The organism is Alcanivorax sp. DG881 (genome assembly GCF_000155615.1).
Classification (GTDB): domain Bacteria; phylum Pseudomonadota; class Gammaproteobacteria; order Pseudomonadales; family Alcanivoracaceae; genus Alcanivorax.
In genome coordinates this window covers 113,384-128,614 of record NZ_DS989915.1, presented here as the reverse complement: position 1 = coordinate 128,614, position 15,231 = coordinate 113,384, and the positions used below count along the sequence as shown (strand labels likewise).

The 15,231-nt window shown below is 53.9% G+C and carries 9 protein-coding genes; 2 read left to right on the top strand and 7 right to left on the bottom strand.

Annotated features, from left to right (window positions below):
• Window positions 1-110: 110 nt before the first annotated feature.
• The 6 genes from ADG881_RS00555 to ADG881_RS00530 form a co-directional block, all read right to left on the bottom strand.
• Window positions 111-575, bottom strand: a complete 465-nt coding sequence (locus ADG881_RS00555; protein ID WP_039925854.1) for a DUF3592 domain-containing protein — start codon at window positions 573-575, stop codon at window positions 111-113.
• Window positions 572-3,691 carry a transglutaminase family protein gene (locus ADG881_RS00550; protein ID WP_007149565.1) on the bottom strand — a complete coding sequence of 1,040 codons (3,120 nt, stop codon included), beginning with the start codon at window positions 3,689-3,691 and terminating at the stop codon, window positions 572-574. Before ADG881_RS00550 ends, ADG881_RS00555 begins: the two co-directional genes overlap by 4 nt.
• 12 nt (window positions 3,692-3,703) lie before the next feature.
• Window positions 3,704-7,147 (bottom strand): nidogen-like domain-containing protein, encoded by a 3,444-nt coding sequence (locus ADG881_RS17165; RefSeq protein WP_050760097.1) that lies wholly within the window; start codon window positions 7,145-7,147, stop codon window positions 3,704-3,706.
• A 7-nt stretch (window positions 7,148-7,154) separates the two neighbouring features.
• A complete protein-coding gene (locus ADG881_RS00540) occupies window positions 7,155-9,815 on the bottom strand; it encodes a carboxypeptidase regulatory-like domain-containing protein (RefSeq protein WP_007150881.1) in 2,661 nt (886 codons plus the stop codon).
• 170 nt (window positions 9,816-9,985) lie between these two features.
• Window positions 9,986-10,537 carry a DUF1285 domain-containing protein gene (locus ADG881_RS00535; RefSeq protein ID WP_007150268.1) on the bottom strand — a complete coding sequence of 184 codons (552 nt, stop codon included), beginning with the start codon at window positions 10,535-10,537 and terminating at the stop codon, window positions 9,986-9,988.
• A complete protein-coding gene (locus tag ADG881_RS00530) occupies window positions 10,534-11,169 on the bottom strand; it encodes a TetR/AcrR family transcriptional regulator (RefSeq protein ID WP_007149564.1) in 636 nt (211 codons plus the stop codon). The genes ADG881_RS00535 and ADG881_RS00530 overlap by 4 nt, the downstream gene beginning before the upstream one ends.
• Window positions 11,170-11,386: 217 nt before the next feature.
• Between ADG881_RS00530 and ADG881_RS00525 the strand changes: the two genes are divergently transcribed.
• Window positions 11,387-12,520, top strand: a complete 1,134-nt coding sequence (locus ADG881_RS00525) for an aminotransferase class V-fold PLP-dependent enzyme (RefSeq protein WP_007149625.1) — start codon at window positions 11,387-11,389, stop codon at window positions 12,518-12,520.
• Window positions 12,521-12,568: 48 nt separating this feature from the next.
• On the top strand, window positions 12,569-13,411 hold the full coding sequence (locus ADG881_RS00520; protein WP_039925853.1) for a hypothetical protein: 843 nt from the start codon (window positions 12,569-12,571) through the stop codon (window positions 13,409-13,411).
• Here the strand turns inward: ADG881_RS00520 and ADG881_RS00515 are convergent.
• Window positions 13,376-15,028: a trypsin-like serine protease gene (locus tag ADG881_RS00515; RefSeq protein ID WP_039925851.1), complete on the bottom strand. Its 1,653-nt coding sequence runs from the start codon at window positions 15,026-15,028 to the stop codon at window positions 13,376-13,378. The two genes, ADG881_RS00520 and ADG881_RS00515, sit on opposite strands and share 36 nt — an antisense overlap.
• Window positions 15,029-15,231: the final 203 nt, after the last annotated feature.

Sequence of the window (15,231 nt, the reverse complement as noted above, 5' to 3'; positions counted from 1 at the left end):
CTGCTTTGCCCGGTGCTCTGAGTGTCCACGGTCTTGTTATGGCGAACTCACCAGCCAGGACAATCAGATAGCCGGCCAAGAGTTCCTTGATGCCAAAAGATGATTAAAAATCAATACCAAGCAAATACTATAAAAGCCAAGGAACAAAAAAACATAAAAGCCAAGAACCCCTTATCCATACCAAGATCAAGACAGCTAATACTAGGTTTTTTTCTATCGTAATAAATCCAAATCTTCTTATTAGACAAGGATCGAATATAAATTTTTCTCGCCAACCTAGGGTTTTGCCCAACAAAAAAGAGAGGAAAAGCACTATCCTTTATGCCCACCTTATTATTTTTATATCTTTTCCCGTCAACCGTATATTCGTACTGAACATCAACCGATCCCGACACCTCATTATTAACTCTGCTTTTTTTCCATATTTTCTTTATTATCACGCCTTTTGTTCTATCCCACTTTCTAATCTTTACGAATAGTACATACCAAAAGAAGCAGCCCATCATGAATCCAGACATGGTCAAAAAGAAAAACTGGACATAGAAGTTATCGTTATCAAAGGGAAATGGCGTCATTGACACCCCCTCCTGCGAGATATTGCTGCATCTAATATCATTTTCTGTATCTGAGAAACAATCACAAACAATATTGTTGAGAAAATAGACCCCAGAGCAAAAACACCGATAATAATCGCAGAAAAGAATATAGAGAGAAGAGCCAACAAAGTTGCGCCTATTATAATATCCCGCGTATCTCTAGATGAGCACTGCTGCCCTACACTTAACAAGGTAGCGACAAAACCAAAAACTGATGAAAACCTAGCACTATCAGTTAATTTAAACAACCTAGCCACAACCCCATAGAAGAAGTTCCAAGATTTCAAAGAATCCAAATCCGTTGATGTATCAGAACCATTCTCTCCACCCCCGATGAGGTAGCCACCAGCTCCTGTGTGCGGGTCAATCACAGTATACCCAGTAGATTGACGCCCAAAGAAGTTAACTGGCCTCTCATGCGCAGTTACTTCTTTGCCTGCATTCACAGAATTCCGAATATCGCTCTTTATTTCACTGGAAAGCTGTAAATTGGGAAGGGCGATAGACAAGTTATCCTGAGTAATCGTCCAGATCTTCTGGCCCTCAGCCGCCGCAATCTGGACCGCTTTAACCGCGCTGATACCATGAGCCGGGGCCTCCTCGGTGCTGAACATCTTCTCCGGCACCAGGTGCTCCATGGCCGACATTCTGGCGCCCTGGGCACGATTGACGGAAACCCAGCGCTGATGGTCATTTTCCTTATCAACCCTGGTGCCGGTCATGTGATCCACATCCATGGTCAAACCATCGGCTTTCACATCCCTTGGTACGCCAAACCAATACTGCGGCGTCATGCTCGTTTTGAATAAACCGTAACTCGGCGCACGATAGCCTATGCTGTTGGCTTGCTTCTGGGCGATCTGATCCTGCACGTCGTTCAGGGCGAAGTAGCTCAGAATGGTGCTATACAGCAGGTCACCCACGACTTGCTGCTTGGTCAAGCCGGCAAAATCCTCTGATTCCAGCTTCTGTTGGGTAGACTCCAGATCGGTTTGCAGGGCTTGCGCCTGTTGCTGGCTGATGCCTTGCAGGTTCAGCGCCAGAGCCCGGTATTCGCCCGCTACCGGCTGGTTACGTGAGGTCTTCCAGCCACGGTCCGGTTGCCAGTAGCCCATTTCTGAGAGCAGTTCTTCACCCATCGCTGTATTGCTTACTGCCGTCGCCGCTATATCATCGCCTATAGCGAACTCACCGGTCAGTGCAATCAGATAGCCCGGCAAGGTATCCGGTATGTCATTGGGGTCGATCTCGCCATTTTCATCCGGTTCCGGCAAATAGCTGGCCAAAGTCTCCTCATCATCCGGGGTGGCCGGCTTGAAGGACAGGGATAGCTTCTTGCCGGCAAGGGCGACGGTGGGCTGCTCGATTTTCAATAGCTGGGTGCCTGGCGTCCCATACAGACTGGTGTGGAGTTGATACTGGAACTTCCAGCGCAGGTTGTCCGGCAGTTCGGATGCCACCAGCTTACGGGTCAGTAATTCATAAGGCAGGCTGATTGCCAGTTGTTCGTGGATGACCTCCTTGATGCTGTGTGTGCCCAGCACATCGCCTACTGAAGCATCCGGAGCCTGGTTCTCCAGAAAGCTCTCCAACTGGGCACGATAGTCCGTCAGGGAATCTTCCATGGCCTGCTGTGGCACACCCTGCACCCACCCTTCTTCTTCATTGATGGTGCTTTGTTCCTTGATAGTCTGCGCCAGGCCTTCCGCATCAAAGGGCACCTGTTCTTCCAGGGCCATCCCCTCGCTGTATTCATACTGCTTGAAGCTCGCATCCATGGGCACCCAGCTATCGCCTATCCGGTGTACGGCACCCCGGCTGGGTTGATAGTCGATCCAGGCCTCTACCCAGACATGCTCCAGCTTCGTATGGCTAACTTTGCCCCCGGAAACCATACCGATGTTGGGAATACCGCCCTGCCCCAAGAGGTTCCCCGCTGCTTCCGGGGTGTTCACATTTCCCACCCAGTTCATCACCTTGTCGGCAGGCATTTGTACGGTACCAAAGGCGTAGCGTGCCGGAATGTTGGCCGCCCGCAGCAGCGAGATGAGCAGACTGGCAGTGTCGAAAGCGTTGCCCTTGCCATGTTGCAAGGTGTATTCCGCCCCCTGTATGGAGCCGTAACTGGGGATAAACTCGATATTGTTGCGTACCCACTGGTAGATCTTTACCGGGTCATCGTCCAGCTCTTCAGCTTTTGCGCTGATGGCTTCGGAAAGGGGTGCGTCCAGCGTTGCGGCCAGGTCATCTTCGGTGGGGCCGCCGGGGTTGCCCAGCATATCAGGAGTGATGACATTACTGGCCAGTTGCACTCCCTGCTCGAAAAGCGGAAACCCGCTGCGGGCGCTCAGCTCGCCGGCGCTTTCCGCCGGTTTTGGCGTTTGGCTCGGGTCCGGGGTGCTCCAGGGTAGATTATTGGGATCGAAAGGATCGCGAGGCTTGCTGAGCGTGAAGCCGTCCATCCATTGTTTCAGGGAAGCTGCTGCTTCCTGTTGTTCGCTGAGGCTTTCCGCATCAAGCAGGGCTGACAGGCGCGCCTGCATGGCTTCGTAGCGGCTCTGATATTCCGCCTTTGCGTGCTCATTGCGTTGGCGAACCCGGGCAGGCAGGTTCTTGTTTTTCAGTCTCTGCTCTGTTTTCTGGAATGCCTTGAGCGCTTTCTGGTGCAGCTTGTCGGCACGCTTGGCCAGCCAGGCGAGATCACTGGTCTCTTCCAGGGTTAGCTGGCTTAGTCCAATGGCCGTCAGCACATTATCGAGTGTGCCCCCTTCTTCCGTCAGGCGACGGTCAATTACCGCTTTACGGTCGTTGGTCTTGTCGCGCACGTGCTTGAGCACTTGGTGCAGGTGCTGATTCTTGGCCTCCCATTGTGTCTGACGATGCTGCTCTTTCTGCCGCTCGGTTTCGATAGCCAGGGCCCAGGAAGGCCAGATGACCGCATTGAGGAAGAGCGCCAGAATGCTGATGGCAACGGTTCGGAAGAAGCGGCGTGATTCCCGCAATACTTCGATGGCCGGGGCCTCTTCCAAAGGTTGGCGCTCTACTGTTTCATGAAGCAAACGCTTACCGTAATCCTGATCTGTTCTCGATGTCATTGCTCTTCCCCCTTACTGCCCCAATACGTCCAGAGTGGTCCCCGTCCCCACAGGGCCGTATTCCACCAAGCCTTGATCTGTGCCCACGTCGATTTTCCCCTGCAATCTGATTTCCCCGGGCTGATCCGGCAGCCTGATCCAGAATTGCCATTGCTGCTCCTGGCCTGCTTCGATATGGAAGGGCCAAAGCAGGCTGCCATCATCCGCCAGGCGGCCTGTACCCACGTCAACTGCCTCGAAGCCAGGCGGCAAGATCAAACTCACCTGACCCGCCACAGGTAGCCCCTGGTTGGTCAGCGTTAAGCTCAATGGGATCACCTTTCCTGCCACGGGAGACAGCGCTTGCGGGTGGATATGATCGAGAGCACGGGCAATCAGACTTGCCTGGGCACTCTCAAGCCCCGCGACAGTGGCTTCCGCCAAGACATCGAAGCCCATGTAGACGCCCCGCCCCTGCCCATAGGCATAGTCGGTGGCGGATACGCCCCCTGACGGCAAATAATGCGCCAGCGCATTGGCGCCATTCAGTTGTACACGCAGTGGTTTGCCGTGGAGAGCCAGAGAAAAGCTGTCCTCTCCGGCATGGATGGGCGAATCACCCAGAGCGATCCCCCGAACTTTGGGTAGCTTGCCACGAGCGCTGATGCCCAAGGCTGATTCCAGCCGGCCATTACGCTTGTCGTGATACCCGGCATAGAGCAGTCCGGCGCCATCAGCTACGGCACCGACCAGCTCATGTTGTGTGCTTTCCGGTATTTTGACCGCTTCATGGAACAAGCCATAAACGGTATAACCACCGGTCTCGAACTCGCGAACGAAGTCGTCCGCCGTGCTGACCAAGGTATAGGACCAACCAGCCTCTTCCAGCAATTGCTGCAGGAAGCGACGCTGAGACAAGGCGGTGGGTGCGCCATCCGGGCCATAGGGTTCCGCGCTATCAATCGCCAGCACCTGATCGATGACATAGCTTTCCTGTTGCAACCCGGCATAAAGCGACTGGCAGTCAGGGGTCAGCAGTCCACTGTCATGCAAAACGGGATTACCATTCTGCCAATGGGTTGCCACAACCCGGACAGGAGACGACAACTCTGCCTGGTTAACTGGCGCCAACGTGAAGGCCACATGGCTGGCACTGCTTCGCAGTATTGCCACATCGGCCTTGGTGCCCGGGTTGTTGTTAAGTACACCAGAGGCTTGGCCTATCGACACCGTTTCAGCATCAAGAAGATCGCCGCCGGCGGAGTAGACTTCCAGCAGGACCTGATCCCGGGGAAGCAGCACGACATCAGGCTGGAAGTGCAGATCCAACTGACCCACACCCTGACAGGATCCTGCTGCCGTCCCATCGACCAAGGCCAGCAGGCGCCCCTTGCCTTCAAGGGAAAAGGCTGCTGGTAGTTTGTCGGCGATGGAGAAGGTACGAGTGGCAAGAATACGCTCATTGCCACCCACATGAGCTGTAAGGACAGCCGCATAGGTCGCACCAATGGGGGCCAAGGCAAGCCACGACTGGCTACTTGCATCACTCTCCTCAATGGGGAGCTCATCCACACGGCTTTGCCACTGGGCGACTACTTGTTCTGTTTCAGGGTCGACAATGGAGAGGGTTACCGGGACATCCGACATGTCCGCGTTACCCTCATTACGCACTGTAGTATTGATAGTCAGGTACTCGGATCGAAACATCGGATCCGCATTGATCTGGATATCACCCTTCAACCCTGCGCCATCTAAAGCAGTAGAAAGAATGTCGAATGACGCATTGTCTGCAGCTAAAAGTACACCTGCAGGGTCATACACATTTAGTGCAATGGAATATTCACCGGGAGTGCCTGAAAAATCGAGATCATATTCGTCATCATAAAGACTGCCGGGCCCTATTTGAGGCAATAATGATTCTTTATCCCAAATCAGAGTCCCATCTGGCGAATATACTTCAGTGCTGGTCAAGGCACCATTCAGTTGGGCATTTGGGGCCGGGTTACTCACTCGCTGCTGAATAGCAACAACTTCACCAGGAAAGTAATCTCTCTTATCCGTTGTGATTTTTGCTGCTGTTTGCGCCTCAGTTGGCGGCACGATAACGAACGTCTTATTTATCTCACCTACCAATTCACCTTCTTGCCCATACAGAGCCAAATGCACGGAATATTCACCAGAATAGGCATTCCCTGTATTCCATTCTGAATCGCCGAGGCTCAATTGTGACCCAGCTGGCACATACAAATCTGACAGCTGTTGCACATCCGCCACAACAAACCCTGAAGCATCACGAATGGTTATTGCAGCATCCACTTCCGAATCAAAGCCACTTAAGCTTTTTATATTAGAACCAATCTTCACTTTCTGGTTATACGTATAAGAGAACCGGTCAACATCTACCAAGCCAGAAAACGAGTACTGTAAAACATTTAAACTCTCCCCTCCCAAGACCCTCTCTATATGTTCACCTTTTGAATTGTAATAGGATAGAAAAACTTCACTTATCACCGGCACAACACTTCCCGGCGATGCCCCTGGAACATTCAAGTCAAAGTCAATTTCTTCCAATTGTGAAAGTTGAAAGCTCTCAAAGCCCCACTCATAAACAAAATCATCGCCATTTTTATAAGAAGAAACTGGAGCTTGAGAGAAGCTAGTAGAAACGACATCAACAGATAGCGGGACTGACAATTTCACACTTACATCTGAAAGTAACTCATCAGGAGACTCATCAACCACACCATTTCTAACCTGAAAACGCCAAACCCCTGATTCTCCCACATTGCTCGTGTCAACCAGACCCAAGACATTTTCTGTTAAAGAGTCAGGGTGCGCATAGTAGTTTTCTTGATCCCCCGCATCAAAACCAACTTGTGCGGGCACACCACCAAGACCACCACTTCCACCGCTAGCGTCGCCGGTAGTCCACTCCAATCTCGAGTAACGGTACTCAACATCAAAATCCCCAGAGCCAATATCACCCCTGTTCGTCATAACCAGTTGAAACGTATTATATTTATCTTTATTAGCACTGTAATAACCGACCTTATACCACGTAACCACAATACGGCCATCGCCTAACAACGCATAATAAACTTGGTTTGAGTGGAGATCCTCGCTATCTGAAAGCCCTCCTCGCGTGTCTACATCACCCCAATATGGGGCAATCATAGGGCGATTCGCTATCGGGAAAGGGGATGGTGTAAATGAAGAAACTCGGTTATCAAACGTTACATTCCCATTATTGTTAATATGCATTTTCGCATATTTACCTGAGAAAAAATTAACGCCTTCCGGAAAGACCGATGTGATATCTATCCGTTGCGAAGAGCCATCATCATTTCTTCCCATAGCCAAATCGCCAAAGCCAGATTCCCCTCCCAGCCCCTGAACAAGCTCAGCGCTTTCAACAACCCCTAAAGAGCTGAAGAAAATGAAGACAGACCAGATTAATCGTATCGCTAAAACACGCATAACACCCTCACTCACTCTCTGCCTTCAAGTTCAGCCTTACATTAACTTCCATCGGTTCATTTGGAACCAAATCCTCCGCGGAAAAGCTTATTGAAGGAACTATCCTGAAATCTGGATCCACATAGATCGTCTTGAGAGACTCATCAACAAGATTACCGTCAACCCAGAAATCGGATTCAACCTGATAACCTCCGTATCCACCAAAGGAAATCAACTCTCTTCCCAAATCAAAATCTTTGACAATCCCTACTTCATCAAGAGTAAAGCTCTTATTTTTCTCAACAAGAATCTGCCCATCTGGGGAAGTAACCCTAAGACGCAAATTCGCCTCAAACCCCAAATTTGTTCGATAGTAAACTTTACCGGCAAACCCAATTTCTTTAGTTTCACCAGCTACCGCATTATCAGGATAAACAGCCAAGCCAACTGATTGGATCTCTCGGCTTTCAGCGATATAGAAACCAATCTCGGACTCGTGCAACACTCTAAAATCAGAATCATCAACAGCTTTTATAAGCAACGTATAATCGCCAGCCTTATAATTCGAGGTATTCCAGTCAAATTCACGGGAGACCCTATCCCTGGATTTGATAGTTACACTTCCCGCCGGGACAGAGAATTCAGAAACCACAGAGCCACTGCCATCAAACACTTCGGCATAGAGATTCAAAGACACATCTCTATCTCCACCGTTATATAAATCCGCATCAAACAGAGCTTTCTCATAAGCTCCATACAACAGCCTATCTTTCCCGATATCCTCTATTACAACCCCATCAACACTGGCCTTATCTAACATTAAGTCATAATTAATTTGGCCAGGAGAACCAGCTTTCAAGCTAGACACTTTAGTTAAGTACCCTGCATGCGAAACCGAAACATCAAATTCCAATTCAGGAAGGCCTTCCAGTCGGTACCCCCCATTCTCGCCACTTACGACCTCCATTCCACCAACGCTAACCTTGGCACCTGACAAAGGATGTCCCGTTTCGTTATCAAAAACCCTCCCATATAGCGTTGTTGCTTCACTATTCTTCAGCAACAAAATCTTGCCCAAATCATTAGCTCCAACAACGGAGGCAAAGCTAAGAGTTACCGTTTCATAGCTACCCTTAACAAGACGAAGATGCTTCTGCCCGGTTTCCAGCCCCTGAAGCAAAAAAGAACCATCACTTTTGCTTTCTGCACTTTTACCTACTCCAATCACTTCTACAAATACGTTCCCCAATCCTTCGCCCGTATCAGAATCGACAACCTTGCCTTGAACGGAAACATCTTGTGGAGGAGGATTACCTTCCAGATAAAGCACGGGAGAGAAATTAAGGTGGCTTCCAGCCACAACAGAAGCGGCAGCAGTGACCGTCACATAGCCCTCCGAACTGACCGCTAATTGAATGCCGCCTGGCAGGGAAGATAGAAGGTACCGGCCATTTTCATCCGAAACGGTTTGCCCGGCTGAAGCCCCAGCCAAAGAGACCTGCGCTCCGGGAATTGGAACCCCTTGGGCATCCCTTATCACCCCACTGATGAGCCCGCTATCAGGTAGCGGGCTCATTTCAATAGTCCCTACACTCAGGTGCTGGCCTGCCCCAACCCGGCCACTCTGATTCACCCCCTGAAACCCACTAGCTTGATAGGACAGGGAGTAATCATCCGGCTCCATATCGGTCAGCCGGAAACGGCCATCTTGGCCACTTTTTGCGCTATAACTACTATCTCCCTGAGCAGTGACTACTACGCTTTCTATGGGCTGGCGGGTATTGCTGTCGATGACCTGCCCCTCAATGCTTCCAACACTGGGGTCAACGGGTTCTGGAGCGGTGGAGACTTGATAAAGGGCGCGCAACGCCAGAGCTGTAGCAAACACATCACCGCCCCAGCTGCCATTCTCTGTCTGACCGACCTTCAGGTTTTCCAGGCCCGTTTGGTAGCGAGTGCTGTCGGTAATGACAGGAATAAGAGCCTGCAATGCCAATGCAGTCTCCACGATGCTTCCCCAGCCATCACTACTCTGATTAGCGAGAAGATATTCACTAGCTGCAGATATCGAGGCCCCGACAGGATATCGGAACCGGTAACGCTGCAAAGCCTGGCTGGTTATAGCCGTTACGTAAGTGTTAGTAAAATTGGGAGTTTCAGACCAACCGCCATCTGCTTGCTGATTTGAAAGAAGAAAAGTGATGGCTCGATCAAGCTTGTCAGGCGACACAGAATCTCCTGACGCCCATGCATTAAGAGCCAAGGCAGTATTCAGCACACTCCCATCATGGCTCGCATAGCCTCCAACACCGCCGTTATAGGCGATTCGTTCTGACACAATGCCAGAATCGATGGTATCCGTTAGCCCGAATTGCTCTGCCAGAAGATCCATTCTGGAATGGAATTCAGAGTGGGAAGAGAGATCAGGCTGCAACAAGAAGCCTACTCCCGAGTCACGCTGTGTATCGGATAGGCTTTCCAAGTCGCCTAATGCCAATAGCGACTCAATTGTTGCCTGGTATTCAGTCGAACTCGTCTGATCTGTATAGAAGGCGCCATCCTGGCGTTGCTGCTGCTTTAGCCACTCGACTCCTGAAGGAGTGCTTGCCCAAGCTCCAGAAATAAAGAGAAGGCAGAAAGACAGAAAAAGATAGTAAATACTTCCTAATGAAGCGCCCCGCATCCCCATGCAGCCCCCTAGATTATTAGTCTATTAACCAGCAGGGGCAGAGGCTAGCAGCTGAGCCTATCCAGAGTAATGGGGAATACATCAAGAGAGCGTAAGAGATTTCCTACATGCGCTGACCATGAAATCGACACTTATTTCGCAGCTATTAATTATTCATTATTAACTATTAATTACCCCAAGCTGCCCAACTCAAAGCGCCGACCATTACTCTCCACAAACAGCTTTCCCTCTTCCTCAAACGCCCAATTCACCAGCTGGTAAAACGCCGAGCGCCCGATCAGCGCATTGAGATTATCCCGCACACACAGGTACGGAGAAGGCTCGCCGGTTTCGCTGTCAGTGTTCACCCAGAGGGGATGGCTTGCGCCGGCAACCACATGGCTGCCCACATTGGTGGTAAATATCAGTTTCGTGGTTCCGGCTTCTTTCACCTGCTGTACTTCCGTGGCCACAAAGGGCGCATCGTCCACCTGAATGCGCAGTTTCTCCACCGGTGTAATCAGGAAATAGTCATCGTCTTCGCGCAGCAGAATGGTGGAAAACAACGCCACCATTCTTTCCCGTTCAATGGGCGACTCTTGATAAAACCAGGTGCCGTCGCGGGCAATGCGCATATCAATATCCGCATGGCGTTCCGGTTTCCACTGATGCACCGGCGGCAGGCCGGTTTCATCGCCGGCGGCTTTTTCCAGTAGTGCCAGCAGTTCATCGGCCTGTTTCATCGTGGCCCCCGCTGGCCCTTGTTCCCCATGCGAATACCGATTTCGATCAGGAAATCCAGAAAGTCATCCTTGTCGTCTATTTGCTTCTGGTAAAACGGCGATTCCATCAATGCCACGGCGCCGTGGGCAAATGCCCAGGCGGAGCAGATGTGATACATCGGCGGCACGTCTTCCAGTGACCCTTCTTCCATGCGGGCTTTCACGATATCCGTGAGCCGCGCAAAATTGGCCTCACGGATACTGTGCAGCTTGGCCACCAGTTCAGGCAGGGCATGGTCCTTGATAACCTTGTTTTCCAGCCGATCAAACAACTGATAGCGCTTGGGATCGGAAATCCGGAAACGGAAATACTCCCGCGCCAGGCGTTCCTTGTTATCCGCATCGGAAATTTGCTGGAACACGCCGGCCAGGTCTTCCTCATAGCGCAGCATCAGCAGCAGGTAGATTTCGTTCTTGGTTTCGAAATGCTTGTAGATTGTACCTTTGCCAATACCCACCCGGTCCGCAATCATTTCCACGGTTACCCGGTCTTCGCCTTCTTCCAGAAAAAGGGCCAGAGCCGCATCGAGAATCTCACGCTCGCGCTGACGAAACTCCTGAGCCTTGCGTGTGGCTTTTTCCAGATCACCCATCTATTTCTCCTTGCGCCCGGGTATGCGGGCCTAAAGCCGACTGAACAGTCGCAATTCTAACGCATTCCCTTTTTATACGCATATCGGATAGCAACCCGCGGTATTTCCGGCTGCATCTCGCCAATAACCTGTTCATGGAAACCTGGCGCCGGTTAGCATAGCGTCATGGTTTTCCGCCACGCATTCCGCTCAACCCAGCGCACGGAGGCAACACAACATGGCCAACTCTGACGGGAGCACCCCGGACCTCGCCACCGAATTTGCCCAGCAGGACGGCCTGCTTTACCTCAACCATGCGGCCGTCGCACCCTGGCCCCAACGTACCCAGGACGCGGTAACCGAGTTCGCCCGCCAGAACGTATTTATTGGCGCGCGGGATTATCCGCGCTGGTTGAAGGTGGAGCAGCAGCTGCGTGAGCGTCTGGCCTGGCTGGTGGGAGGCGTCAGCAGCGAGGAAATCGCCTTGCTCAAGAACACTTCCGAAGGTCTGTCTGTCATTGCCCAGGGCCTGGAGTGGCAGGCTGGTGATCAGATTATCATCAGTGATCAGGAATTCCCGTCCAACCGCATTCCCTGGCAAGCCCTGGCCAAGCAGGGCGTGGAAGTGATCGAGGTCAATCTGGAGGGCGACAACCCGGAGCAGGATGTCATTGACGCCATGGGGCCACGCACCCGCCTGGTGTCTCTCTCCGCTGTCCAGTACGGCACGGGGCTGCTAATGGACATGGCCCCCATCGGCGCCGCCTGCCGTGCCCAGGGCACACTCTTCTGTGTGGACGCCATCCAGATTCTCGGCGCGCTGCCGTTCTCTGCAGAGCAGGTAAACGCCGATTTTGTGGTGGCCGACGGCCACAAATGGATGCTCGGCCCGGAAGGGCTCGCCCTGTTCTATTGCCGCCGGGCGGTGCAGGATCAATTGATCCTGCGTCAACACGGCTGGCACATGGTGGCCGAACCCGGCGATTACACCCGCCGGGACTGGCAGCCGGCCAGCACCGCCAAACGCTTTGAATGCGGAAGCCCGAACATGCTCGGCGCCCATGCACTGAACGCTTCCTTGTCACTGCTGCAGGACACCGGCATGGACGTGGTGGCGGATGCCTTGCAACAGCGGGTGCAACGGCTGATCGAAGGACTGAACGACAAAGGCGCCGCCCTGCTCAGTGCCCCAGCCCCGCAACGGCGGGCAGGGATTGTCACTTTCCGCATGCCCGAAGAAGCCCCGGGCGATACCTTCCAGCGCCTGAAAAAGAACGGCGTGGTGTGCGCGGAACGCGGCGGTGGGGTGCGCTTTTCGCCACACTTCTACACTGCCGATTCGGTCATCGACCAGGCTCTGGAGCTGCTGTAAGCTCCAGAACCTCATACGCGCCTCGTTATGGATACCGGAGCCTCACAGATGAACCGACAGCTGGCCTTTTATCAATGGATTTGCCGCCGTTTGCAGCGGGATGAGCAGTTCAGCGGCCAGCCCAGCGCGGACCTGGAAAGCCTGCGCACGGTGCTGAAATCCTGCGATGTGCTGTTGGTGGCCGGGCACAGCAGCGTAGACCGCACCTTCAAGGTGATCGGCGATAGCCGCTACGCCCGCGCGGTACTCTACATTGGTCGCCTGCACGACGTGGCCGACCCGGCCCTGCGCGCCCTGTTGGCGGACTACACTCCCTGCGAACCGGATACCCAGCTGGTGATTGATGCCCGCCTGGAACGAGGGCTGATTGTGGAACCGCTGTCAGCCCTGGAAGGTCGTCAGATTCGCGTCTGCCGGGCACAGGGGCTGAGTGACAATGAAGCCCAGGATGTACTCCGCTATGCCATCAGCCGCATTGGCGCCGGTGGCGCCCAGTCCTGGGGCGCACTGGCCATGATGACCCTGCTTCCCTGGCGCTGGCTGCCCCTGCGCTGGCGCACCGGCCTGTTCCGACGCTGGGCCGGTGAATTGATCAAGGCGCTTAGTGGCACCGTCGTCGCCGATGCCTTCAGCTTTGTGCAATTCCCGGTCATGCCGCTGGTGAAGGAAAGCGAACCCGCCGCCCGCTTGCTGCGGCTACAACCCAGAGCCATTACTGCTGCGGACTTCGACCATTCGCCCTACTTCGAGATTATCAAGGCGCCCTTCCAGCTGGATGCCATTCCCAAGGGCATTGATGCCCTGCCCTGGAAGGGCAATCAGGGTGCGCTGGCGCCGGAACGTCAGCGCCACCTGTCACTGGTGGAGCCGCCGAACGGACACCACGGCTAGTAGCGCCAGCAACCACCAGGACAGACTGCCCCCGCCACCGCCGCCATCACTTCCGCCACTGGCAGTACCGCCAGTGGACGCACTGTTGCGCGCCTGGGCCGGATGGGTGCTCGCCGAGCTATCGTTCGCCGGGTAATCCCCGTTATCGGTCCACACCTGCACAACCAGGCTGTCGTCACCCTGACCATCCAGAATCAGTTGCTGGGACGCCACCTCACCCGGCGACATATCGCCCAACCCACACTGCACCAGGCCGCCCCCGGCACAGTTCTCAGGCAGTGACACCGGGCTCCACCCGGACGGCAAGGTAAAGCCGACCCGCACCCGCGCCGCCGCCTGGTGAGTCGCCGCATTGGTCACCTGGGCGTTGACCCGCACCAGGTCATCATTGCCCCGCTGCGTGGTCAGGTTGAGCACCACATCCGGCTCATTGCTGAATACCAGCTTGAAACTTTCCCCCAGGCTGGCGAAATAATCGTGGGACACACTGCTGATCGGCTCGACGCGCACTTCATCCACCCAGCGGCCACTGGCACTGAGGCCAACGCTGTAAGTCGAGGTCTCCTGCCCCAACGCCAGGTCCGCACTGCCACGACAGTCTGTATAGCCACTGTTCTTCACACAGGTCAGCCCGGGAACACGGACCGTAAGCCCGTTCTTGTGGGTGATTCGCAGGCCCACGTTATTGGCCCGGGTCTGCTGGCTGGTGTTGGCGATGGCGGTGCGCAACGTGGCGGAAGTCCCCGGGCTGCTATAGGTGTCAGCGGTGCTGCCGGTGAGCGCCAGATCCACCAGGCTGCCCGAGGTGGTTTGTTCCAACCACGTGAGATAACGGTCCACACGGGTATAGACTGCGGGGACGCCGGCGGTGGCGCACTGTTCATGGCCGTAGCTGGTAATACCAACCAGCCATTGCTGCCCCGGCTCGCCGTACACCAAAGGCCCGCCGCTATCACCACGACAGGAATCCTGGGCGACACCCTGGGGATTCATTTCACCCGCACAGATCTGGTTACCGCTCAGGTTGCTCCACTGGCTGGCGCAATAGCCGCTGGACACATAATCCACACGGGCTTCGCGCAGGGAGTCGGACAGGCCATTGCCGCTGGGAGACGTGGACCCCCAGCCCATTATCAGCAGGGCCTCGTCGCTGCTGCCCCGGGTCAGCGCAGACACGGTCTGCGCTTTGGCCAGATCCAGTGGCCTGGCAGTACTGTCCGAGGCCAATTGCAACAGCGCCAGATCGTTGTGGAAAGTGACAGCACGATAACCCGGGTGTACCCGCACCGAAGAGACCGCCAGGCGTTCCGCCGGGTTGGCCGCCGTCCGATCCAGGCTCCCCAGGGCCACAAACAGTTGCCCCGCCTGCAGGGTGGCGCCACTGGAGGTCACCACGCAGTGCGCCGCCGTCAGCACCCAGCCGGGTGCGATCAGGGTGCCACCACAGAGTGTGGCGCCATAGGCAGGATTTCCGGATCGACTGATTTCCACTTCGGCCATCCACGGCCGGATTGTTGCTACGTCCTGTCCCCCGATGATCCGAGGTTGAGCGTCAAGCGCCGATACCGTTTGAGCCAGACCCATCCCCAGCATCAGGGCGAACATCAAACGATACATAAGATTACCTTTTGTTAGCATTACGTTACGGAGCGCATACTAACTAAGGTTTTCGGCGTAATCCTGTGACCCAGTTCTGATATTACAATGGTGGCACATTCGTACCTGAAGATGCTGAAAAATGACCACCAAGTTCAGTCATTTTTCGCCAACTTTTGCCACTTTTAGCGACAGAATTCATCAAATTGCAAGCAATTACACTG